Here is a 23,108-nt window from a genome sequence, read left to right as displayed (position 1 = left end):
TCAAGATCAAACTTTCGAAACCATGGGTCGAAGGCAAGCGAGGGTGCCATTACCTGTGTGTTTACGAACCAATCTGATCTCAGCAATACATAAGTCATGATCGACGCGACACGGACAAAGGGCGATGGTTTGGACGGCGGAGGAAAAGTGCGCGGAGCTATCGATGGGTGCTTTTGGTATAGAAGGGCTTCTTTGAAGGGGTGTCACGTCATCGCTGTTCGTGCAGGTTGGGGCGATCTGTTCTCGCTCGTTATAGTGTGTCGACTATGCCCTGGTGGGGTGTCAATCTGCGATAGTTGGCCGCCGCCGCCGCCGCTCGGATGGCACTGGGTGCCGCGAGGCCCCATTACCCCCGAATACCCCTGGGCGGCGGCGACCGTCGGTGCGAGGGGGGCACTCCTCAGCTCTACCGCAGGCAGATGTCAGCCCTGCTGGGCGGCCCATTCGGCGACCCGGCGGGCGCTTTCGGACTCGGAGAGGTCCTCGACCCGGGTCATGATCGACCAGCGCACCCCGTACGGGTCGCGGATGCTGGCGAACCGGTCACCGGAGACGAAGGTTGTCGCCGGCTCCCGCACCGTTGCGCCGGCCGCGACCGCGCGGGTGAGCGTGGCGTCGACGTCCGGGCAGTACAGGCCCATCGAGTAGCAGTCCTCGTCGCCAGCCGGCGGGGCAACCAGGCCGTACGCCGGGGACGGCTCGCCGAGCTGCAGTTGGCCGTTGCCGAAGTCGAGCACCGCGTGCACCACGGCGCCGCCCATCTCGGTCACGTCAACCACTCGGGCACCGAACACGTCCCGGTAGAAGGCGATCGCGCCGCGTGCGTCCGGAAGGGCCAGGAACGGGGTGAGGCTGGTGACGCCGTGCGGCGTACCGTTGGTGGTGTATCGGCCGTCGGCGGCCGGGAAAGTGTCGGACATGTCCCGACCCTAGGCAGCGTGCCGGTGTGCTGACTTGAAGATTCGCGACAGCCGCCGGCCGTCGGTGCCGCAGGCCGTAGCCTGGCTGCCGTGGACCCGGCGCAGCGCGGCATCCTGTACCCGTCCCGGCTGCCGACCTTCGCCCGGCTGCCGCCGCCGGAGCAGGTCGCGTCGCTGGTCCGCTGGTTCTGGATCCCCGAGTGGCGGATCGCGCCGGGCCGTACCTCCCGGCAGCAGATCCTGTCGTTCCCGGCCTGCAACCTGGTGGTCGGCCCAGACGGCGTGGAGCTGGCCGGTCCGACGACCCGGGTCTCCTACCGGGACCTGACCGGCACCGGCTGGGCGGTCGGGGCGCTACTGCGCCCGGCGGCGGTGCCGCACTTCACCCCGGAGCCGGCGGTGCTGCGGGACGCCTCCCGCCGGCTGGACCTGCCCGATCTGCGGTCGCCGGTGGTCGACGCGATGACTGGTGCCGTTGACGCGCCGCAGCGGCACGCCGGTGCGGTGGCGGCGTTCGCCGACTGGCTGAGCGCCACGGTCGGGCCGCCCGGTCCGGAGGCGCTGCTGGCCAACACTCTTGCGGAGCTCGTCGACACCGACCACACGGTGCTGCGGGTCGAGGACGTCGCCGCCCGGCTGCACGTGTCGGCCCGTACGGTGCAGCGGCTGGCCCGCCGCCACGTCGGCCTGCCGCCGTCGATGATGATCCGCCGACGGCGGTTGCAGGAGGCGGCGCAGCTGCTGCGGGCCGATCCGGCCACCGACCTGGCGGGTCTGGCGGTCCAACTCGGGTACGCCGACCAGGCCCACCTGGCCAACGAGTTCCGGACGGTGCTCGGCTACACCCCGAGTGCGTACCGTCGGGAGTCCACGCCGTCCTGACGACGCAGCCTCCGCGTGACGACGAGTATCGCGTCCTCGTAGCCAGGCGGCGCTGGACCGTAGTCTCCGGACCAACCAGCCAGGATGAAACGCATGTCGCTGAGCCACTCGCCCGGCTGACCCGAAATCGGGATGAACGGCGGCACCGCCGCCCGGCAGGATGAGCGGCGTGCATTCCACGACCGCCGTGACTCCAGCCGAACTGCCGGACCTGCTGCTGCACGTGGCGGTGGTCCGGCCGGTGTTCGTCTGGGGTGCCCCGGGCATCGGCAAGAGCTCGCTGGTGCGCCAGTTCGCCGCTTCGCTCGGTCTGGACTGCGTGACCCTGGTCGGCACCCAGCTCGCCGCGGAGGACCTGATCGGGGTGCCGGAGCTGCGCGACGGCCGCAGCCGGTTCGCCCCACCCGAGTCGATCGCCCGCGACGAGCCGTATTGCCTGTTCCTCGACGAGCTGAACGCCTCCACCCCGGAGGTGCAGAAGGCGTTCTACTCGCTGATCCTGGACCGCCGCATCGGTGCGTACGAGCTGCCGGCCGGGTCGATCGTGATCGGCGCGGGCAACCGGGCCACCGACAACGCGCTCGCTCGGCCGATGGCCTCCGCACTGGTCAACCGGCTGGTCCACGTCCACCTGCGGGCCAGCGTCGACGACTGGCTGGCCTGGGCGCAGGGTGCCGGCATCCACCAGTGGGTAGTCGACTACCTGTCGGAGCGCCCCGACCAGCTGTGGGTGAATCCGCCCAAAGTGGAGGAGACGTTTTCGACTCCGCGCAGTTGGCACATGCTTTCCGACGCGCTGCGCTCCTACGGCGACGAGATCGCCGACCAGACGCTGCGGCTGCTGGCCACCGGCACGCTGAGCCCGGCCCACGCCGCCGGGTTCTGCGGGTACGTGAAGATCGTGCGGCACCGGTACGGGCTCGACGCCGTCGTTCGTGGCGACGTTGGCTGGCCGGCTGCCCCCGCCGACCGCGACCTGCTGTACTTCCTGGCGGAGGCGTTCCGGGCCAGGCTGGTCAAGGAGCTGCCGGCCAGCAAGGAACACGCTTCGCCAGCGATGCGCCAGTTCGCCCACCGGGCCAAGGCGCTGCTGGTCGAGCTGGCGGAGATCTCCCTCGAATGCGCCCAGCTGGTCATCGCCACCGACGACGGCGCACCGGTGCTGCCCGCCTGGTTCCTGGTCGAGGTGAGCCGGGACCTGCCCCGGCTGGTCGCCGCCCGCACCTGACACCGACGATGGCTAGGAAGAAGAAGGAGCAGGTCGACCCGAACGCCGCCGCGTTCGCGGCAGCTTGGCGGCGGCTGGCCAGCCACCCGATGTTCGCCCCCATGCGCAGCTTCCCGGTCGGGCCGTGGCAGACCGCTGGCGCGCAGGCGGCGCTGGTCGACGACGGCCAGCTGACGGCGGCCAAGGCGATCGCCGTGGTCGACGCGCGCGGCCAGATCCGGGCCAGCATGGCGCACCGGCTCGACGAGGAACAGTGGTTGTGGGTGTTGGCGCACTGCCTGCTGCACCTGGGCCTTGGCCACCTCAGCGCCGACCGCTACGCCACCGATCCGGCGTACGCCAATGTGGCCTGTCTGGCGGTCACCCGGTTCCAGCGGGCGGTCAAGCTCGGCACCGAGCCGCTGCTGCTGCCGGCTGAGTTGCCCAGCGCCGACGAGCAGGTGCTGCTGCGGCAGTGGCGGCAGGCCGGCGTACCGGCCGAGTATGTCGGCTGTGGCACCGGCGGCAACGCTTCGGACCTGGCCGCGTCGCCGGTCGGGATGAGGGCGGTCGGCTGGGACTGGCCGGCTCAGTTCGCGGTCGGCCTGTCCGCAGCCGCGATGGCCGCGGTCGACGTGGCCGGCGGGGCACGCCGTTCACTGACCGACCCGGCCGTCCGCCGGCAGCCGTGGCAGCTGGCGATGAGCTGGTTTCTTTCGTCGTACCCGCTGCTCGGTGCGCTGGCGTCGCGGTTCACCCTGGTCGCCGACGCCGACCTGGCCCGCAGCTGGCACATCACGATCGCAGCGGTGTCGCCGTCCGCCGGGGAGATCTACCTCAACCCGCTGCGGAAGTTGTCGAGCACGCAGTGGCGGTTCGTGTTGGCCCACGAGATGCTGCACGCGGCGCTGCGGCACGGTGACCGGGTCGGCGGGCGTGACCCGTACCTGTGGAACGTGGCCGCCGACTACGTCATCAACGGCTGGTTGATCGAGATGGGCGTGGGCGAGCCGCCGGACGGACTGCTGCACGACCCGCAGTTGGCCGGCCTGTCCGCCGAGGCGGTCTACGACCAGATCGCCAAGGATCTGCGCCGGCTGCGCAAGCTGGCCACCCTGCGCGGCACCGGGCTCGGTGACGTACTCGGCGAACCGTTGCCGTATGCGGGCCGCCCTGGCCAGGGCGTCGACCTGGACGACTTCTACCGGCGGGCGCTGCTCGACGGCTACGCCTACCACCAGCGGGAGGGCCGGGGTCATCTGCCGGCCGGGCTGGTCGCCGAGATCCGGGTCCTGCAGCAGCCGCCGCTGCCGTGGGACGCCCGGCTGGCCCACTGGTTCGATGAGTACGTCCCGTCGCCGCGACGGGTCCGCTCCTACGCCCGCCCGTCGCGGCGACAGGCCAGCACCCCGGGCATTCCGCGACCGGGCTGGCGGTGGCCGGACGAGTCGGTGTCCCGGTGCACCTTCGGTGTGGTGCTGGACACCTCCGGCTCGATGAATCACGAACTGCTCGGCAAGGCGCTCGGCGCCATCGTCTCGTACGCCACCGCCCGGGACGTGCCGGCCGCCCGGGTGGTGTTCTGCGACGCCCACCCGTACGACGCCGGGTATCTGCCGGTGGAGCAGATCGCCGGCCGGGTACGGGTGCGGGGCCGGGGCGGCACGGTACTGCAGCCCGGTATCCGGCTGCTGGAGTCCGCCACCGACTTTCCCACCGACGCGCCGATCCTGGTCATCACCGACGGGTACTGCGACGTGGTGCGTATCCGCCGGGAGCATGCCTTTCTCGTCCCGGACGCTGCCCGGCTACCCTTCACCCCGCGCGGACCGGTCTTCCGCCTGCGTTGACGGCTGGACCTGACGCCTGCGCTGACGGCGTCAGGTGTCGCTGCGGCGCAGGCCGGCGATGAGCAGGCCGACCAGGCGGCGGGCGTCGTAGCGGGGGTCGGTGTCGGCGCCGACGCAGAGGTTTCCGACGCCGCGCATGAGTTGGTAGGCGTCGATTTCCGGGCGGATTTCGCCAGCGGCGACGGCGGCGTCGAGCAGTTCGGTGCAGACCGGCACCAGCCGGCCGAGGAAGTAGTCGTGCAGCGTCTGGAAGGCGGTGGCGTCGGACTGTAGCGCCCCGGCGAGACCGTGCTTGGTGACCAGGAAGTCGACGAACAGGTCGACCCACCGGGTCAGGGCGGCGTGCGCGGTGGCGCTCTCCGCCAGCAGGATCGGGCCGGCATCGGCGCAGGCTTCGACCTGGTGCCGGAAGACCGCGACGATCAGATCGGACCGGGTGGGGAAGTGGCGGTAGATCGTGCCGACACCGACGCCGGCCCGGGTGGCGATGTCGCGTACCGGGACGTCGACGCCGGACGCGACGAACGCCGCCGCCGCCGCGTCCAGCAGGGCCTGCTCGTTGCGCCGGGCGTCGGCCCGCTGCCGGCGCGGCCGGGCCGGTCCCGCCTTCCTTCCCTCCGGTCCCGCCTTCCTTCCCTCCGGTCCCTCCGACCTGCTGCTGTCGCCGCCGGTGTCGAGCATCTGCGGTTCCCCTCCGTTGCCCACTTGCTAACCGGAACAGTGTTCCGTATCGTCTTAGCGGAACGCTGCTCCGCTTCGGTGTCAGCGTGCCAGACCAGGCGACCCCGCTCAAGGAGAAACACAGCCATGCAGTACCGCACCCTTGGCCGCACCGGCGTGCAGGCCAGCATCCTCGCCCTCGGCGCGATGAACTTCGGCGCGATCGGCGACACCAGCCAGGACGAGGCCAGCGCCATCGTCGACGCCGCCCTCGACGCCGGGATCAACCTCATCGACACCGCCGACTGGTACAGCCAGGGCCAGTCGGAGGAGATGGTCGGCAAGGCCATCGCCGGCCGCCGCGACGACATCGTGCTCGCCACCAAGGCCAACATGCCGATGAGCGACGAGCGCAACCACCAGGGCAGTTCCCGCCGCTGGCTGGTCACCGCCCTGGACGACAGCCTGCGCCGGCTCGGCGTCGACCACGTCGACCTCTACCAGATCCACCGCTGGGACCCGGCGACCAGCGACGAGGAGACCCTGTCCGCGCTGACCGATCTGCAACGGGCCGGCAAGATCCGCTACTTCGGCTCGTCGACCTTCCCCGCCTACCGGATCGTCCAGGCGCAGTGGGCCGCCCGGGAGAACAGGACCAGCCGGTACGTGACCGAGCAGCCCGCGTACTCGATCCTGCAACGCGGCATCGAGGCCCACGTTCTGCCGGTGACCCAGGAGTACGGCATGGGAGTGCTCGCCTGGAGCCCGCTCGCCTCCGGCTGGCTGTCCGGCGCGATCCGCGCCGACCGGGAGATCAGCACCAGCCGGTCCGGCAAAATGCCCCAGTGGTACGACCTGGACATCCCCACCAACCGGGCCAAGCTCGACGCGGTCGAGAAGCTGGCCACCGTCGCTGACGCCGCCGGCCTGACGATGATCCAACTCGCGCTCGGCTTCGTCACCGCGCACCCCGGGGTGACCAGCGCGATCATCGGCCCGCGCACGATCGACCACCTGCGTTCGCAGCTGGCTGCCGCAGACACCGTGCTGACCGCCGACGTGCTCGACGCCGTCGACGCGATCGTCGCCCCCGGCGTCGACCTGGCTCCGCACGAGAAGCACGACACCCCGCCCGCCCTGCTCGACCCGGCGCTCCGCCGCCGCTGACCGCGTACTGGATGGACTGATGCCACCGACACCCCGGCCCAGCTTCGGGATCATGACCGCCCCGTCCCAGGTCGACTACCACGACGTACTGCGGGTCTGGCGCGACGCGGACACGATCCCGGCAATCGAACACGCCTGGCTGTACGACCACCTCATGCCGATCTTCGGCGACCCGAGCGGGCCGACGTACGAAGGCTGGACCCTGCTCGCCGCGCTTGCCGCGCAGACCCGCCGGCTGCGCCTCGGCCTGTTGGTGACCAGCAACCGCTTCCGGCCACCGGCGATGCTGGCCAAGATGGCCGCGACCGTCGACGTCGTCTCCGGCGGCCGGCTCAACTTTGGTATCGGCGCCGGCTCGCGGCCCAGCTACCCGCTGGCCCGCCGCGAGTACGACGCCCACGGTCTGCCCTATCACGACTTCACCGACTCAGTAGGCAGCCTCGCCGAGGCGTGCACCATCATCCGACGGCTATGGACCGAGGCCGAGCCGTTCGACTTCCACGGCACCCACCACCGCTTGGCCGGGGCGTACGGCAACCCGAAGCCGGTGCAACGCCCGTACCCGCCGATCCTGATCGGCGGACGGTCGGCGGCCGTGCTGCGGGTGGTCGCCGAACACGCCGACCTGTGGAACATCCCCGGCGGTGACATCGCCGACGCGGCCAGCCGCAGCGCCCTGCTGGACCGCTACTGCGCCGAGGCCGGCCGCGATCCGGCAGCCATCACCCGCTCCATCCACCTGCCGGTCTCCTACGACCAGCCCGGCGCCACTCGGGCCGCCATCAGCGCGGCGGTCGACGCCGGCTTCGGGCACATCGTCCTCGGACTGTCGACTCCCTACCCGGCCGACGTCGCCCACTGGGTCGCCGCCGAGATCATCTCCACCACGGCGTCCTGAGGCTCCAGCCGGCGCGGACACGAGGATGTCAACGTGCTTCGCACGGCTCGGCGAGCAGCGCGGCGATGCGGTTGTCGTCCGCGCCGAGCATGCGTAACAGGTCGCGGGCAAGGCCGTCGGCCAGGCGGGCTGATCCCGGGGGACGGCTGTCGTTCGGGGTTGATCCACTACGCCTCATCGACTCGACACGCCGACACTGAGTCAGCTGGGCCGCATCCGATCACGCCTCACCGTGCGGCATGACGGGCGGGCCCGGCGTGGATGCCGGGCCCGCCTTGTCATGGTGTGGTGTGGGTGTGGTTCAGCGTTGGAGGGTGAGGAGGCCGGGGCGGTAGGGCAGGAGGCCGTAGTCGCCGCCGGAGTTGGGGGAGCGGCCTTGGTAGAGCATTTGGAGGTTGCAGGGGTCGATGGTCATGGTCTGGTCGGCGTTGGTGCGGATGAGTTCGCCGTGGCTGATGTCGTTGGTCCAGGTGGCGCCGCTGTTGGCACGGCCTGCGAAGGGGTTGTTTTCGCTGGTGGCGTTGGGGGTCCAGGTGCCGCCGAGGTTGGTGGCGGTGAAGGAGCGGAAGTAGCGGCCCTGGGAGCCGATGGCTTCGACGATCATGAGGTAGCGCTGTTGGCCTTGGAGTTTGTAGACCTGGACGCCTTCGAAGAGGTTGTTGGTGGTGTCGGTCATGATGGTGGTGTAGTTGGAGCCGAAGTTGCCGGGGAAGTTGCCGATGGGCATGCTGGCGCGGTAGATGCGGCCGTTGTCGCCGGCGAAGAAGAGGTACATGTTCTGGTCGTCGCCGATCAACGCTTGGTCGATGGGTCCGGTGCCGGAGTTGCTGATGCTGCCGGTGAAGAGGGTCTGGTGGGCGGACCAGCTGTTGACGTTGGTGGGGTTGGTGGAGGTGCGGTAGGAGAAGGCGGGGCCGCCCCACTGGTAGGCGAGGACCCAGATGTTGCGGGGGGCGAAGTAGAACAGGCTGGGTGCGACGGCGGAGAAGGGCATGGCGTTCTGGCTGGCGGAGCCCATCTGGTTCCAGTTGGAGAAGAGGCCGAAGTTCATCGAGCCCCAGCTGGTGCCGTAGTCGTGGTTGGTGGCGTAGACGAGGTGTTGGCCGTTGTAGGGGGCGTGGGTGAAGTCCTTCAACGACACCCAGCCGGAGCGGGGTTGGGCGAGTGCGCCGGTGGAGGTCCAGCGGTACGTCGACGGCAGATTGCAGGTGCCACCCGGCGGCGGGGTCGTCGGATCGGGGTCGGGGTTGCCGCCGCCGTCGACCCGGACAAGCTGCCACTGCTGGTTGGCGCCGCCCCAGTCGTCGTACTGGACGATGTTGCCGCCGTCGGCGGTCGAGGCGCCCTGGACCTCGAGGGCCTTGTTGCTGTGTCGGCTGATCAGCCGGACGTGACCGCCGTCGGAGTCGGCGAGGCGCCACTGCTGGTTGGTGCCGTTGTGGTCGGTCCACTGGACGATGGCCGCGCCGTTGGCGGTGGACCACTCGTAGACGTCGAGGACCTTGCCGGACAGGCGGGACTTCAGCCGGTAGTAGCCGCCGCCGGAGTCGACGAACTGCCACTGCTGCTGGTTGCCGTTGTTGCGGGACCACTGGGTGATCCGGGCGCCGTCGTTGGTGGCGAGGTTGTACACGTCGAGGGCTTTGCCGCTGTTGCGGTTGAGCAGCACGTACCACGCGCTGGTATCGACCGTCGCCGCGGCTGCGGGTGGCTGCGCCACCGCGACGGCCGCGCCGCCGACCACCAGCGCGGTCGCGCTGGCCATGGCGACGCGCGGCAGCCAACCGCGCCGACGGGACCGTGGCGCGGTCAATGCTGATCTGCCAAAGGCAAACATGATCCTCCTTCAGGGGCCAAAGCTGACTGGGTTCAGCTGAAAGCGGCGCACCGGGTCGCATCCACCGGCGTCTGCCGGAAGATGTCAGCGTTAACAGGGCCACCGCTTGCCCTGGCGGTACGCCTGATTCACGGTCCGACGAGGCGGGCTCGCCCGGTGAGCCGCAGGCGTCGTCGTCCTTGGATATAGACTGTGAGCGATAACATGTCGTTCGTCAAGCCGTAACATGCCGCAGCCCGGCGTCCCGCGAATGCCGACGACTCAGCCGATCGGCCCGCCGTCGAGGAGGGACCGAATCCGGGCGACGGCCGCCGCCCGGTGCGTGACGCACAGCCGGGCGAACACCGCTTCCAGATGCTTGCGCACCGTCGCCGGGGCGATGCCGAGCTGGCGGGCGATCTGCTCGCCGGTGGCTCCAGCGGCCAGCTCGGCGGCCACCTGGCACTGCCGGGGAGTCAGACCGAGCGCGGCCAATCGCTGCGGGCCACCCGGGCAGGGCCGCAGCAGGACCACATGCGGGCCGACCGCGCTCGGCACCACCACCGCCTCCAGGGTGCCGGCCGGCCCGGCGACCGGATGCGGCGCGGACCTGGTCGCCGGTGTCGCCGGATCGTATCCGGCGAGCACCGCCCGGACCCCGGCCAGCGGTCCCGCCGGCAGCAGCGTCCCGTCGGCGACGTCCAGTCCGTACCGGGCGGCCGCCTGCACCGCGCCCGGCGAACTGGCGATGACCCGCCCGTCGTCGTCGACCAGCACCACCGCCCAGCCGTGCGCGCCCAACGTCGAGCCGAGCATCGCCTGATCGGCCCGCAACTGCACCGCCCGGTACGCGTGGACCAGGTGCGGCCGCAGCAACGCGAACACCCGACGGTCGGTCGGGCCGAAGCCCTCGCCGCCGCGGTTGACGCCGATGGCGACCAGCACCCCCGGCGGGGCCGGCAGCACGACGGCCAACTGGCTGCGGATCCCGTTCGGCAGGTAGAACTCCCGGTCCAGGGCGGTGCCGTGGACGGTGCCGAGACCGTCGTCGCCCCACCCGAGCACCCGGGTGTCACCGGTGGCAAGCGCGTGCCGGATCAACGGGTTGTCCATCATGTGCTGCTCGAACGGCGGCTGGTAGCGGCGGAACCAGCCCGGACCTGGATCCGGATCGATCAACGCGAACGCCCGGCCGGCGAGCGGATTGAGTTCGTTGTACGACACGCTCAGCGCCGGGACCAGCTCGCGGATGCCGGCGCAGGCGATCCGCGCGTAGCTGTCCAGGTCGGCGGCGTCGATCATCCGGTCGACCAGGTCCAGCAGGATCTCCGCGTCCGGCACCGGCGGAGTCGCGGCGGTGGTCACCAGCAGACCGTACGACGGTACGTCAAACGCCGTATTGCCCGGCCATGATCGGCCAGACGACGCTGAGCGGGTGTCAGAACCGGTCACCTCACCCTGTCGGCGCAGGCCGGGAGCCGGCCGATGGGCCGCTCCGGTCAGTGGCGTACCGGCGCTGGTCGGCGTTCTGCTCGTCGCCGGCTGCGGTTGGTTCGACCGCAACGACGGGCTCGACCGGGCCGGCGATCCGGTCGCCGGGCCGGTGGCCGCCTACAGCAGCCGACCGGTGAGCGACTTCCTGCCCGCCGGGGTGACGGTCGAGCCCGCCGCTCCGACGGTCGAGCCCGCCCCGACCGCTGCGCCGACCGGACCGGCCGGCGGTTACCGGGTGCGCGCCTGGGACAGTTTCTCCGGCCCGTGGGGTGACGGGGTGGCCTGGCCGGGCACCGTGCGGCTGGCCCTTCCCGGGCCGGCGACCCGGCCCACCGCGTACCAGGTGAGCTCCGCCGGCAGTATGCCGCTGCCGCAGCCGGCGGTGCACGTGCTCAAGCTCGGCGGCGACGATGGCACCGGCACCGGCACCGCGAAGGTGCTCACCGACCGGGCCGGGCGGCGGATCGGCGCGCTGGTCGCGTCGCCGGGGCGCTACGGCAGCGTGCTCGACGTCGACGGCGACGACACCGTCGACGTGCTGGACGTGATCACCGTGGACCCGCCCGGTCGGCTGGTGGCGCTCAACGCGGCCGGCGAGGCGTACCAGGCCGCGTTGACCGACGGCACGGCCGACTGCGCCGGTGCCGGACCGGACGGCTGGGACCCACTCGTACGGCTGGTCCTCGACTGCGCTGGCGGGCCGGCCGCTGCGGCCCGGCCGGCCGTCGTGCCGGTCGGCTACGCCCAGCCCGGCAGCGACGCCGTCGACGTAATGGTCACCGCCGAGGAGGCGGCGGCGGCCGTGGCCGGGGCCGGACAGCCGCCCACGGCCGACGACATCGCCGACGCCGCCCAGCTCGCCGAGGACCTGGAGCGGTACGGCGGCGCCGTGGTCGCCGGCGCGGTCCTGAACGACCTGCTCTCCGACTCGATGCCGTCCTGGCTGCCGGAGGCGCTCGCCTGGATCGGCGACCAGACCGGTGCCGGGGTCGACGCCGGTGCCGCCGGACGCCTGCTGTCCCGATCCACCGACGACCTGCTCGACCTGGCCCGGATCGAGATCCTGCTGCTCGGCGGCGACGACCCGGCGATACCTGGCGAGGAAACCGACGACGGGGTCGACGGCGGTGCCGCCGATGGCTGCGAGTTGCGCGACGCGCAGACCGGCACCTGCTACGACGGGCAGGACGGCACCGGCCAGTCGTGGGGCGACCCGCACCTGCGTACCTTCGACGGCCTTGACTACGACTTTCAGGCCGTCGGCGAGTTCGTCCTGGCCCGGTTCCCCGACGACGACGCCGAGGTGCAGGTGCGGTACCGGCCGTACCGGGACTCCGACCGGCTGTCGACGACCGGTGCGGTCGGGATCCGGCTACCGGGCGGAGTCGTCCGGGTCGAGCACCCCGGGAGCGGCGCGGGCTCGGTCACCGTCACGGTCGCCGCCGGGCCGTCGGCCGGAACGTCGTCGGCCGGCGACCAGCTCGACCCGGACGGCCGTCGGACCGTCGGCGACCAGCAGGTGATCCGCTCCGGCCGCACCGTACAGGTCGGGCTGCCCGGCGGCGGCCGGGTGTTCGTGGTGGTACGCCCGGCGTTGCTCGACGTCACCGTGGTATCGGGCGGCCGGTGACCGGCCTGCTCGGCGACGCCGACGGCGACCGCGGCAACGACCTGCGGACCGCCGTCGGGCAGGTCGTCGACCCGGCGGCACCGTCCGCAGGCGACATCTACGGCGGGTACGCCGACAGTTGGCGGCTCACCGACGCGACGTCGGTGCTGCCGTACCCGGACGGGACCGGGACCGACGATTTCACCGACCGGGACTTTCCCGCTGGGCCGACGACGCTCGCCGGGCTACCGGCCCGCCAGCGGGCGGCGGCGATGGCGCTCTGCCGCCACGTCGGCGTCACCGATCCGGCGCTGCTCGCCGGCTGCGTGTTGGACGTCGCCGCCACCGGCGAGCCGGCGTTCACCGCCGGCGCGGCCGGGGCGCAACGGGCCGTCGGGCGTACCGACGACGACCACCTGCTGGAGGTCGGGGACCGCCGTTACCCGGTGCGTGGCTGGGCGGACGGGACCGACCGGGCAGCCGCTGTCGAAGCAGGTGTGGTCGGCAAGGACCCGGCGGACGCGCTCGGTCCGCGCGACGTGCGCAACGTGCAGCTCGGCGAAGGCGACACAGAGTGCGAGTTCCCGATGCAGCTGCGGCTGTCGGCGACGCCGCTGGTCGACGGCCCGGGTCCGGATCTCGGTGTGGTGCAGATCGGCGCGGGCGACGCCCGCTACCAGGTGTGGGTGGCCGCCGCCGGCACTGACCGGTGGCGGTGGGTCGGCTCCGGCGACGGCCCGACCGTGTTCGACCTCGCTGGCGTGCTCGGCCCCGGTGAGCAGGCGGACCGGGTCCGGCTGTGCGACCCGCCGGCCGATGTCGACGGGCCCAGGCGAGGTCGCTCTCCGCTCGGTCCGGCGATCGACGCGGTGGCCGCGTTGGGCGTCACCGACGCGGTGACCGTGCCCCGGTGAGGGTTCTCGACAGTTCAGGAGGCAGTCAGATGTCAGGGACATTGCGGTCCGGCGTGCGCATGGGGAGGCTCCGGGCCGGCGTGGTGGTGGGGACGCTGCTGCTGGTGCTGGCCGGTTGCGGCTCCGACGACAGCGGTGACGCGGCCACACCACCGGCCGCCGGTGACGCGGCCACACCATCCGGCCCCGGCTCGCGCCCGCCGGACGGTGCCGTCTCCTCGGGTGACCTGCCGGACGAGCAGACCCTGTGCGGCGCGGTCGACGAGGCTCCGGTGGTCGACGTGCTGGGTGGCCCGGTGGCGGTCCGCGCGTTCAACCCGCCGTTCGGTAGCGCGGTGAACGTCTCCTGCACCTGGGAGAACGACAGCGGTACCCGCAGCGTCACGATCCGCTTCGGCACCACGCCGGACTTTCGCGACGCCGTCGACAACGACCTGCTCGACGAGTACGGCGCAGGCGAGTTTCCCGGGCTCGGTGTCGAGGCCCACCGCAACGTCTACCAGGGCGTCATTCTGGCCGGCCCGCACGGCTGGGCGGTCGACGTGGCGATCGCCGGCACCGTCACACCGACCGACGCGCAGCTCACCGCGCTCGGCCGGGCAGCCCTCACCGCCGCCGAAGCGACGTCGTGACCAGCTGTCCGGCCGAGGCGCCAGGTGCCGGGACGCTCAGTGGCCCGCCGGCGTCGCGGTGGTGATCGGGCCGCGGTGCAGCCAGTCGACCAGCTCCGGTACGGCGAGCTTGGCCACCTGCTCCTCGTAGCGCCGCAGGTCGTCGTCGTCGAGCAGGTCACGCCACTGGCCGGTGACACCCCGGTTGAAGAACTGCTTCGGGTCCCGCCACATCGCCAGGACGGGGGCGAACTCCTTGGCGCGGTTACGCATGGAGTCGAAGGTGGCCGCCCGCACCAGCTCCGGCCACCGCTGTTCGGGCACCTCGATGTCGAGCTGCTTGGCGATCGCCCGCATCTGGCCCGCCAGGTCGGCCTTCAACTCGTCGTAGTGCAGCAGCAGGACGTTTGACCGCTCACGCTCCGCCCAGAAACCCGACATGTGGTGCAGCATCGACGGCAGGCCGATCTGCACGTCGGGGTGTTCCATCCAGGCCCAGAACCGGTCGTACTCGGATTCCAGCTGCGGTGGCGCGTCGTCGGTGAGCTCGCCGGTCAGGTCGTCGTTGCCGACCGCCTCGTCGCGCAGCTTCAGGACCACGTCGTAGTCGGTGTTCTGAAAGTGGGCGTCCCAGGACAGGGCGACGTCACGCGGGTCCCGGCCGACCGCGAGGTAGGTGACCCCGTCGTGGATCGGCAGACCGTCGAACGGGGTGTGGGTCTTGATGACGCGCCGGTGCTGCTGCGCCTCGTAGAACGCGAACACGTCGGCCTGGCTGCGCGTCTTCATGTCGGGCCAGACGGTGATGTCGTCCAGTGGGCGGGGCAGCTCCGGCGTCTGAAAGATCAACAGAGCGCAGATCGTCTGGGTCCACGTCGTGCCGCACTTGGCGGGTGTCGAGATCACGATGTCGCCGTCGCGGAAGGGGAACCCTTCCCATCGGGCGCTGTCCATGATCGCGTTGTGGTACCGAACCGTGGGTTGGCGCACCGGCCCTCCAGCCTGATTGGTCGTGTCGTCCAATCCAGACCGTAGTCTCCACAGTGTAGCCATGTCCAGGGTCGTGCGCGGAACCCGGCACCTGACCAGACAGCGACGGGGCCAGCCGACCTCGGCTGGCCCCGTCGCCGTCAGTGCTCTGGCTGCGTCGGCTGTCAGGGTTGTCTGGATCGTGGCCGGCGGACGGCCACCGCCAGAGCGGCCAACGCCAGTGCGGCGAGACCGACCGGCCATGCCCAACGCCACCAACTGGCCCCGGCCGAAGCGGCGTCGTCCTCGGCCGCCGCGGCCGCCAGATCGGCGACCGGCGGTGCCTGGCCCTCCACCGCCTGTACCTCGACCGTCGCCGCACTGTCGTACGGCGCTGGAGCGCTCACCGTCACCTGCCAGTCGCCTGGGCTGAGCACCGGGCCGCTGGCGTAGAAACCCTGCCCTTCACCGGCTGGTTCGAGCTGCAGCGGGCCGACCGTCCGCCCGCCGTCGGCGGTGGCGGTCAGCACGAGCTGGACCGGTAGGTCCAGCCGGTGACCATCGTCATGGAAGGCCTGCACGGTCACCCCGGTGGCGCCGTCGCCGGCCACCTCCAGGTCGAGTTTGCCGTTGTGCGCCTGCGCGGGACCGGCCGCCGGCAGCACCGCCAGCAACAGGCCGAACAGAACGGCGGCCGATCCACGCGTACGACGCATGGTGTCTTCCTTTCCTGTCTCGTCGACGGGTCGGTGACCCGCCGATGGGGCGGTGGCCCCGCCCGGCACCGAGGACCGGGCGAGGCCACCGCGGGTCAGAGTTGCTGGTCGGGATCGATCCGGGTGGGGTCCTCCGCCAGCCGACCGGCACCGGTGACCGGCTTGCCGCCGTTCGCCTTCACCCCGGCCGCGCTCGCCGTACCACCGAGCCGTTCGATCATGGCGTCGGCGTCGCGGATCAGGGTGTCCCGTACGTCGGTGTCGGTGACCAGCTCCGGGTCGGCGGCCAGGGCCTTGAACGCGGTCAGCTGCTGCGTAGCCCGCTTGTCCTTGCCCTGTGCTTCCGACAGCCGCGCCGCGTCCAGCTTGTTGGACAGCTTACGGTCCGCCTTGTTGGACAACCGTCCGGTCGCCTTGAACCTGTCGATCAGGCTCTGCATGTCCCGGAACGACGTGGTGACGAAGAACCGGACCGTCGAGGTGGTGTCGTTACCCGCCTTGTCGGTCGCGGTCACGGTCAGCTCGTGCAGGCCGAGCGGCAGGTCGTACATCACCTGGAGGGTGTCGTTCGCGTACGGTTGCCCGTCCAGCGTGCCGACGACGGTGTCGATGCCGGAGGTCGGGTCGACCGCCTGCCACGACACCCGTACGTCCTGGCTGTCGCCGTACAGCTGGCCGTCGGCCAGCCCGGAGATCAGCAGGGTCGGCTTGCTGCCGTCGATCTTCACCACGGCCGACTTGAGCGCCTCGACGTTGCCGGCGAGGTCGGTGGCCCGGTAGAGCAGCTCGTGGTCACCGTCGCCGGTCACCTCGACCGGCTCGTCGTACGGCGTCCAGTCACCGCCGTCGAGCGACCATTCCAGCAGCTCGACCCCGGAACCGTCGTCGGTCGAGGAGAGCACAACCGGGATGGTGCCGTCGTGCCAGCCATTGTCGTTCGCCGGGGCGAACTCCGCCGAGCTGACCGGCGCCGTGGCGTCGATCTGGAAGGTGACCGACTGGGTCTGCTCCACGTTGCCGGCGGCGTCGGTGGACCGGAACCGCAGCTCGTGGCTGCCGTCCCCGCTCACCGCTACCGGCTCGGTGTACGCCGTCCACCCGGTCTCGTCGTCGAGCGAGTACTCGGTACCCGCCACCCCGCTGCCACCATCTTCGTCGGTGGCGGTCAGGGTGACCGCGACCGGCCCGGGGTACCAGCCCTCGACCGGACCAGCCGGCTCGCCGGTCCCGACGACCTCGGCCTCGGTCACCGGCGCCGTGGTGTCCTCCTCCGACACCTCCGTGGTCAACCGGAAGTAGTCGAACGACGCGGTCTTCGACTCCGTCTGGTTGCCGCTGAGGGTGAACACGCCGATCTTCGGGGTGGCCCCGACGACCGCGCTGGTCAGCGACTCGAACTCCGTCCAGTCGGTGCCGTCCGCCGAGTAAGCAGCGGTGAAGACGTCACCGGCACGGGACACCCGCAGGTACCACACACCCGAGGTCAAACCGGTGGCCCCCGGCTGCGGGTCCTGCACCACCGCGTCGATCTCGCTGCGGAACTCGATCCGCCGGCTGACCGCCGAACCGGGCGAGTTGTCGGTGACGAAGTCCAACTTCAGGTAGTTGTCGTCGTCGGCGTAGACGAGCAACCCGGCCTGCTGGTACTGCTCGTTCAGCAGGCTGCCGTCGATCTTCGTCTCGATCGTCCAGTCGCCCTCGGGCGCGGTCTGCAGGATGAAGTTCGTCGGCCCGGTGTTGTCACCGGTGTAGATGTCGCCGTTGGGCACGTCGATGAACAACGACCCGTCGACGACCCGGTAGGCAGCCGCGTCCTCCCGCACGATGGCGTCCCACCGGCACTTGTCCAGCGCGTCGCCGTCGAACTCGTCGGACGGCTCGACCGGCCCGGCCGGCTCGTCCGGCGCCACCTGGAACCAGTCGAAGGCCGCGTCGACCACCGGAGCCTCGGTCCCACCGTTGAGCGCGAACACGCCGAACTGCGGGTTCTCGATGCCGTCCAGCGCGGCCTCGCGGCCGACCGGGGTGAAGGTCTGCCCGTCGGCCGAGTACGCCGCGGTCAGGTTCGTCCCGTCGCTGGTCAACCGCAGGTAGATGGTGTCACCTGTGGGTGCGTCGGTGGCGTCGGCACCCTCGTTGCGCGGGGTGCCGGCGGTCTCCCGGATGAACTCCACCCGGCGACTGCCGGAGTAGAGCAGATCCAGCTTGGCGTAGTTGTCGTCGTCGCCGTAGACCAGCAGACCAGCCTGCTGGTAGTTGGCGGTCACCGGCAACGTGACCTTGGTGGTGGCCTGCCAGGCGCCGTCCGGCGCGGGCTGCAGGACCAGGTTGGTGGCGTCGTTGCGGTCGCCGTACAGGTCACCGACGCCGGTCGGCAGCAGCAGCGTGCCGTCGGCCACCGAGTACACCTGGCTCTCCCGGACCACCGTCCACCGGTCGCGGTCCAGTTCGTCGCCGAGGAAGTCGTCCGACCGCGCCCCGAAGCAGGACGTGTTCGGCGCCTCGACCCGCACCGACACGTACGCCGATGCCGTCGCGCCCCGGGCGTCGGTCACCACCAGGGTGGCGACGAAGGTGCCCGGTGCGGTGTACGTGTGGCTGGCGTCCAGGGTGTCGGCGGTAGCGCCGTCACCGAAGTCCCAGGCGTACGTCAACGGGGTGTCGCCCTCGGCGTCGGTGGCCGTGCCGTCGAACGCCACGGTGAGCGGCGCGGTGCCGGACGTCGGCGTCGCGGTGACGCTGACCTGCGGCGGCGCGTTCTCGGTGACGCCTCGGCCGAGGAAGTCCATCCAGTTGACGTTGAACAGCGAATCGGCGCCGCCACCCGGATCCCGGGCGACGAAGTACAGCACCGCCGCGTCGGCACCGCCGGTGACCGGCGCGGTCACGTCGGTCCAGGTCTGCCAGTCGCCGGTACCCGCGATGTCAGCGGAGGCGACCACCGGACCGTCGACGGCGTCGGCGCGGACCTCGATCCGGCCGCCGGCCGTCGCCGACGCGACCCGGAACCGGATCGAGTCGACGTTGGTCAGGTTGGCCGGGTCGACCGACCACCAGTCGCCGTCCTCGATGAAGCCGATGTTCTCGCCACCACCGGCCGGGTCGCTGGTGGCCTCGGTCTGCACACCCGGGTCGTCGTCGCCGGTGGCGCCGTCCACCCGTCCGGTCGAGCTGAAGTACTCGGCCTGCTTGCGCTTGGGCTGCAGCAGCTCGATCGCCCGGCCGGTCAGCGGCGCGGCACCGCCGACACCGCCGTCGTCGGTGTAGGTGGCCTCGAACACGCCGAAGACGTTCGCCTCGGCGCCGTGGCCGGCGGCGAGCTGGGTCTGCACCGTGCCGGAGCAGCCGGTGTGCTGCTCCAACGGGTGGGCGTGCTCGTCGTGGCCGAGCAGCACCTGCAGCTCCACCCGGTCACAGTCGATCTCGCCGTCCTCCGGGTCGGTCACGGTGATCGTGTACTCGACCTGGTCGCCCCAGTTGAAGAAGCCGCCGGCCGGCGGGAAGTCGATGGTCACCGTCGGTGCGGTGTTACCGACTGTCACCGGTACGTTGGCAACCGCCGTGCGCTCGTTGGGGTTGGTCACGGTCAACTGCGCGGTGTAGTTGCCGGCCTCGGTGTAGGTGTGGGTCGGGTTGGCCTCGGTGGAGGTCCCGCCGTCACCGAACGCCCAGGCGTAGGTCAGCGTGCCGCCGTCCGGGTCGCGCGAGCCCGCGCTGGAGAACTGCACGGTCAGCGGTGCCTGGCCGGAGGTCGGGGTGGCGCTGGCCTCCGCGATCGGTGCCCGGCTACCGGCGATGTAGTCGATCCGGTAGACCCCCGAGTCGTCGTTGTTGCCGCCGAAGCCGCTGCCCCATTCGATCAGGTACAGGGCGCCGTCGGGGCCGAACTCGAAGTCCATCGGGCGGACGAAGCTCATCCCGGTCAGCAACTGGTTGATGTCCACCAGCTCGGTGCCGTCAGCGGACACCTGCATGGAGTACATCTTCGACTGGTTCCACTCGCCCAGCAGCGCCTTGCCGTCGTAGTACGCCGGCCACTTGCGGTCCGAGGCAAGCTCGGTGTCGTAGCGGTAGACCGGTCCGCCCATCGGCGCACCACCGCCACCGATCTCGGGGTAGCGCGGGTCACCGCTGTAGCCGTAGTCGACGGTGGCGGGGATCGCCGGCGGCAACTCGGTCAGGCCGGTGTTGTTGGGGGAGTCGTTCACCGGCGCCGAGCAGTCGAACTTCGCACCGCTGGGGCCGGACGGGAACTGGTAGTCGTTGTACGCCTCGTTCGTCCCGGTGCAGTACGGCCAGCCGTAGTTGCCGGGAGTGTCGACGATGTTCCACTCGACCAGGCCCCGGGGACCCCGGTCTGGGTTGTCCGAGTTGGCGTCCGGGCCGTAGTCCGCCACGAAGAGCGTGTCGGTGGCCAGGTCCATGCCGATCCGGAACGGGTTGCGGAAGCCCATCGCGTAGATCTCCGGGCGGGTCTGCGCGGTGCCCGGTGCGAACAGGTTGCCGTCCGGGATGGTGTACGTCCCGTCGTCCTCCGGGTGGATCCGGATCACCTTGCCGCGCAGGTCGTTGGTGTTGCCGGAGGTACGCTGCGCGTCGTAGTCCTGCCGCCCGGCCCGCTCGTCGATCGGGGTGTAGGCGCTCGACTCGAACGGGTTGGTGTTGTCCCCGGTCGCCAGGTAGAGGTTGCCCTGGCTGTCGAAGGTCATGGTGCCGCCGGCGTGGCAGCAGGTGTTGCGCTGCGTGTCGACCTGCAGCACGGCCTTCTCGCTGGCCGGGTCGATGCTGTCGCCGACCACGGTGAACCGGGACAGCAGGTTGCGGGCCACGCCGTCGTTGGGGGCGTAGTAGAGGTACACCCAGCCGTTGTCGGCGAAGTCCGGGTCGAGCCGGATACCGATCAGGCCGTCCTCGTTGCCGGTGAACACGTCGAGGTCGATCGCGGTGACCGTGTTGCCGGTGTCCGGCTTGACGATCTGCACCCGGCCGTCACGCTCGATGTAGAAGACCCGCCCGTCCGGGGCGATGTCCAGCTCCATCGGGTTGCTGGTGTTGTTGTCCAGGGTGATCTTCTCGAAGCTCTCGGTCAGCGAGGCACCGCAGTCGGAGTCGACGGCCCCGGCGGCGGACTGGATGCCGCCGAGCAGGTGGTCGAGGAACTCCGGCTCGGCGAACGACTCGTCGGTGTGGCCGCCGCCGGTGTACCAGGCCCGGCCGCCGTCGTAGTCGCTGCACCAGGCGATCGGGTGGTCGGCACCCATCGCGCCGGCACCGGGGGTGTAGCTGGTCTCGTCCAGGCTGGCCAGCACGTGCACGTCGCCGCGCGGGTTGGTCTGGAAGTTGTACCACTCGTCGTAGCGGGTCCATTCGGCGGGCAGTCCGTCGGTGGACGGGTGGGCCGGGTCCTCGACCTTGACCACGGCGTTCTGGTTGGCCGGGTGGCCGGAGAAGTAGGCACCGACCAGTTCGCCGTACCAGGGCCAGCTGTACTCGGTGTCGGAGGCGGCGTGGATGCCGACGTACCCGCCACCGGCCTGGACGTAGCGTTCGAAGGCGGCCTGCTGGTTGGTGTCGAGGACGTCACCGGTGGTGGACAGCCAGATGACCGCCCGGTAGTTGGCCAGGTTGGCGTCGGTGAAGTCGGCGCCGTCCTCGGTGGTGTCGACGGTGAAGCCGTTGTCGGCACCGAGCTGCTCGATCGCGGCGATGCCAGCCGGGATGGAGCCGTGCCGGAAGCCAGCGGTCTTGGAGAAGACGAGCACTGAGTACGGCTCGTCGGCGGCCGCCTCGAAATCGCCCGGGCCGGCCTGCACGGCGGGGGCAGGATCGACCGGGTTGCCCGGAGTGCCCGGTGCGGCCTGCGCGGCGGGGGCACCGAGCAGGGCAGTAGACAACATGGAGAGCGAAAGTATTGCAGCGGTTAGCGGGCCACGTTGAACATGGCGTCGGCGGGTTCGGGACACGTGGTCTCCTAGTCCTGGTGAACACACTGTCGGGTGGGCCGACCCGCCGATGGCCGTCCCGTCTGGCCCGGTGAACGCGCTGCCACGACGCGGTCACCGAGGTTTTGTTAAGCCGTTGGACAAATTAGGGACTGCCGGCTCTGTTTCCGGCAAGGGCTATGCGTGTAACGGTTTGATAAACGCTCAGCCGGTGAACCAGCTCGGAACCATCGCAAGTGCGACGAATCGGATCGATCTGCCGACGAAGCAGACCACTGTGAACACGCTGACCGGCATCCGGGTGCCACCGGCCACCACCGTCGTGACCAGCAGCGGAGGCACGCCGATCACGCTGCTCGCGAACAGGGTCGGTACGACGAACGCCGGCTCGTACAGTCGGCGGTGCTCCCGGGCCACCCAGCCCGCCCAGCCGGACAACCTGCTGCGCAGCCCCTGCGGCAGCCGGTCGCCGATCGCCGGACCGATCCGGCGGAACCATCCGGCCCGCGACCTGCCGTCCGCCGCCGTCGGGTCCGCCGGCGTCGTGCCGTCGGCCGCTACCGCGCTGGTCGTGGCCGCCGCCTTCGGCGCGGTCCGCTTGGCCAGCCACCGGCGCAGCCACGGCGACTGGATCACCCCCCGCGACGCCAGGAACATGGCGAGCTTGGCGGCGGTCTGACCGAGCGCCGCAGCGACGCCCAACGCGACCGGCTGATGGGACGTGGTGGCGGTCAACGCGATCAGGTACGGCTCGATCGGAGTCACCGGCGACACCGCCGACAACGCACCCACCGCGACGGTGGCCAGCAGGACCGCGATCACGAGGAGGCGGCGCGCAGACCCGGAAGGTCGACAGCGAGCGGGATCCGGGCCACCACGACGAGCGAAGCGAGCTTCACCGCGGCGATCGCCAAGGTGAAAGCCACCGGAAGCACCGGCGACGGTGCCAGCACCACCAGCAGCACCAGGCCGCCGGTGTTCAACGCCTTCGCCACCGGCGACCAGTTGAACCGGTACACCTGGGTGTGCACAAGATGGAAGTAGTTCGGGCTCAGCAGCGGCCACCGCAGGAAACTCAGGCTCAACACCAGGTCCACCACGACGAACTGCACGACGAAGATGCCCAGCGGCACGCCCATCGACGGCAGCAGCGGGATCAGCGCGGCGGCGACCGCCAGGCAACAGATCCGGTCGCAGACGATGTCATAGACGGCGCCGAACCGGGTCTCCTGCCGCAGCAGCCGGGCGGCCAGACCGTCCGCCATGTCACCGATCCAGTAGCAGGCGATCGCGACGCCGGTGAGCACCGCGCTGTCGCCGACGACGGCCAGCACGGCCAGGCCGACGGCGACCACGGTCCGGACCGTGGTGATCAGATTCGGTACGTTGCGGACCGGCCCGGCAGGCCCGTCCACCCAACCGTGCGGCGCGGCCGTGGCGGCACCGGCGGACG

The 23,108-nt window shown here is 70.9% G+C and carries 17 protein-coding genes; 8 read left to right on the top strand and 9 right to left on the bottom strand.

The window, feature by feature from the left end; genetic code table 11:
• Positions 1-422 precede the first annotated feature (422 nt).
• The gene (locus ACN27J_RS15200; RefSeq protein ID WP_421366916.1) at positions 423-920 is read right to left on the bottom strand and encodes a VOC family protein; all 498 of its coding nucleotides are present in this window, start codon (positions 918-920) and stop codon (positions 423-425) included.
• A gap of 147 nt (positions 921-1,067) precedes the next feature.
• Between ACN27J_RS15200 and ACN27J_RS15195 the strand changes: the two genes are divergently transcribed.
• The 3 genes from ACN27J_RS15195 to ACN27J_RS15185 all read left to right on the top strand — a co-directional run bounded on the left by ACN27J_RS15195 (position 1,068) and on the right by ACN27J_RS15185 (position 4,859).
• Positions 1,068-1,802 (top strand): AraC family transcriptional regulator, encoded by a 735-nt coding sequence (locus tag ACN27J_RS15195; protein WP_278174635.1) that lies wholly within the window; start codon positions 1,068-1,070, stop codon positions 1,800-1,802.
• A gap of 187 nt (positions 1,803-1,989) precedes the next feature.
• Positions 1,990-3,030 (top strand): ATP-binding protein, encoded by a 1,041-nt coding sequence (locus ACN27J_RS15190; RefSeq protein WP_421372251.1) that lies wholly within the window; start codon positions 1,990-1,992, stop codon positions 3,028-3,030.
• Between the two features lie 8 nt (positions 3,031-3,038).
• Positions 3,039-4,859: a DUF2201 family putative metallopeptidase gene (locus tag ACN27J_RS15185; RefSeq protein ID WP_421366915.1), complete on the top strand. Its 1,821-nt coding sequence runs from the start codon at positions 3,039-3,041 to the stop codon at positions 4,857-4,859.
• A gap of 30 nt (positions 4,860-4,889) precedes the next feature.
• Here ACN27J_RS15185 and ACN27J_RS15180 read toward each other — a convergent pair whose 3' ends face one another.
• Positions 4,890-5,540, bottom strand: coding sequence for a TetR/AcrR family transcriptional regulator (locus tag ACN27J_RS15180; protein ID WP_421366914.1), 651 nt, complete (start codon positions 5,538-5,540; stop codon positions 4,890-4,892).
• A 126-nt stretch (positions 5,541-5,666) separates the two neighbouring features.
• Here ACN27J_RS15180 and ACN27J_RS15175 point away from each other — a divergent pair, with 126 nt between their 5' ends.
• Positions 5,667-6,686, top strand: a complete 1,020-nt coding sequence (locus ACN27J_RS15175; protein WP_421366913.1) for an aldo/keto reductase — start codon at positions 5,667-5,669, stop codon at positions 6,684-6,686.
• Positions 6,687-6,738: 52 nt separating this feature from the next.
• Positions 6,739-7,584 carry an LLM class flavin-dependent oxidoreductase gene (locus tag ACN27J_RS15170; protein ID WP_421366912.1) on the top strand — a complete coding sequence of 282 codons (846 nt, stop codon included), beginning with the start codon at positions 6,739-6,741 and terminating at the stop codon, positions 7,582-7,584.
• Between the two features lie 301 nt (positions 7,585-7,885).
• Here ACN27J_RS15170 and ACN27J_RS15165 read toward each other — a convergent pair whose 3' ends face one another.
• Both ACN27J_RS15165 and ACN27J_RS15160 read right to left on the bottom strand, forming a co-directional pair.
• Positions 7,886-9,421, bottom strand: a complete 1,536-nt coding sequence (locus ACN27J_RS15165) for a non-reducing end alpha-L-arabinofuranosidase family hydrolase (protein ID WP_421366911.1) — start codon at positions 9,419-9,421, stop codon at positions 7,886-7,888.
• A gap of 261 nt (positions 9,422-9,682) precedes the next feature.
• The gene (locus ACN27J_RS15160) at positions 9,683-10,765 is read right to left on the bottom strand and encodes a response regulator transcription factor (RefSeq protein ID WP_421366910.1); all 1,083 of its coding nucleotides are present in this window, start codon (positions 10,763-10,765) and stop codon (positions 9,683-9,685) included.
• A 70-nt stretch (positions 10,766-10,835) separates the two neighbouring features.
• On the opposite strand from ACN27J_RS15160, the gene ACN27J_RS15155 reads away from it, so the two are divergent.
• The 3 genes from ACN27J_RS15155 to ACN27J_RS15145 are packed head-to-tail and all read left to right on the top strand — an operon-like array spanning position 10,836 to position 14,049.
• Positions 10,836-12,524 (top strand): VWD domain-containing protein, encoded by a 1,689-nt coding sequence (locus ACN27J_RS15155; protein ID WP_421366909.1) that lies wholly within the window; start codon positions 10,836-10,838, stop codon positions 12,522-12,524.
• Positions 12,521-13,417 (top strand): hypothetical protein, encoded by an 897-nt coding sequence (locus tag ACN27J_RS15150; RefSeq protein WP_421366908.1) that lies wholly within the window; start codon positions 12,521-12,523, stop codon positions 13,415-13,417. The genes ACN27J_RS15155 and ACN27J_RS15150 overlap by 4 nt, the downstream gene beginning before the upstream one ends.
• Positions 13,418-13,446: 29 nt before the next feature.
• Positions 13,447-14,049: a hypothetical protein gene (locus ACN27J_RS15145; protein ID WP_421366907.1), complete on the top strand. Its 603-nt coding sequence runs from the start codon at positions 13,447-13,449 to the stop codon at positions 14,047-14,049.
• Between the two features lie 36 nt (positions 14,050-14,085).
• On the opposite strand, the gene ACN27J_RS15140 is transcribed toward ACN27J_RS15145, so the two are convergent.
• The 5 genes from ACN27J_RS15140 to ACN27J_RS15120 form a co-directional block, all read right to left on the bottom strand.
• Entirely contained in the window at positions 14,086-15,018 is a 933-nt protein-coding gene (locus ACN27J_RS15140) for a sulfotransferase domain-containing protein (RefSeq protein ID WP_421366906.1), read from the bottom strand.
• Between the two features lie 164 nt (positions 15,019-15,182).
• Complete coding sequence (locus tag ACN27J_RS15135; protein WP_421366905.1) at positions 15,183-15,713, bottom strand: hypothetical protein; 531 nt, start codon at positions 15,711-15,713, stop codon at positions 15,183-15,185.
• A gap of 95 nt (positions 15,714-15,808) precedes the next feature.
• A complete protein-coding gene (locus tag ACN27J_RS15130; RefSeq protein WP_421366904.1) occupies positions 15,809-21,610 on the bottom strand; it encodes a ThuA domain-containing protein in 5,802 nt (1,933 codons plus the stop codon).
• 249 nt (positions 21,611-21,859) lie between these two features.
• Positions 21,860-22,477 (bottom strand): hypothetical protein, encoded by a 618-nt coding sequence (locus tag ACN27J_RS15125; RefSeq protein ID WP_421366903.1) that lies wholly within the window; start codon positions 22,475-22,477, stop codon positions 21,860-21,862.
• On the bottom strand, positions 22,474-23,070 hold the full coding sequence (locus ACN27J_RS15120; RefSeq protein WP_278171493.1) for a CDP-alcohol phosphatidyltransferase family protein: 597 nt from the start codon (positions 23,068-23,070) through the stop codon (positions 22,474-22,476). Before ACN27J_RS15120 ends, ACN27J_RS15125 begins: the two co-directional genes overlap by 4 nt.
• Between the last annotated feature and the right edge of the window lie 38 nt (positions 23,071-23,108).

This window comes from Solwaraspora sp. WMMB762 (assembly GCF_049179115.1).
Lineage (GTDB): Bacteria > Actinomycetota > Actinomycetes > Mycobacteriales > Micromonosporaceae > Micromonospora_E.
This window is presented reverse-complemented; position numbering and strand designations above follow the sequence as displayed.

Bases quoted from the DNA above. Each gene is read 5' to 3' on its own strand.
- ACN27J_RS15200 (WP_421366916.1), bottom strand. From the start codon at position 920: ATGTCCGACACTTTCCCGGCCGCCGACGGCCGATACACCACCAACGGT.
- ACN27J_RS15185 (WP_421366915.1), top strand. From the start codon at position 3,039: ATGGCTAGGAAGAAGAAGGAGCAGGTCGACCCGAACGCCGCCGCGTTC.
- ACN27J_RS15180 (WP_421366914.1), bottom strand. From the start codon at position 5,540: ATGCTCGACACCGGCGGCGACAGCAGCAGGTCGGAGGGACCGGAGGGA.
- ACN27J_RS15175 (WP_421366913.1), top strand. From the start codon at position 5,667: ATGCAGTACCGCACCCTTGGCCGCACCGGCGTGCAGGCCAGCATCCTC.
- ACN27J_RS15170 (WP_421366912.1), top strand. From the start codon at position 6,739: ATGACCGCCCCGTCCCAGGTCGACTACCACGACGTACTGCGGGTCTGG.
- ACN27J_RS15165 (WP_421366911.1), bottom strand. From the start codon at position 9,421: ATGTTTGCCTTTGGCAGATCAGCATTGACCGCGCCACGGTCCCGTCGG.
- ACN27J_RS15145 (WP_421366907.1), top strand. From the start codon at position 13,447: ATGTCAGGGACATTGCGGTCCGGCGTGCGCATGGGGAGGCTCCGGGCC.
- ACN27J_RS15135 (WP_421366905.1), bottom strand. From the start codon at position 15,713: ATGCGTCGTACGCGTGGATCGGCCGCCGTTCTGTTCGGCCTGTTGCTG.
- ACN27J_RS15130 (WP_421366904.1), bottom strand. From the start codon at position 21,610: ATGTTGTCTACTGCCCTGCTCGGTGCCCCCGCCGCGCAGGCCGCACCG.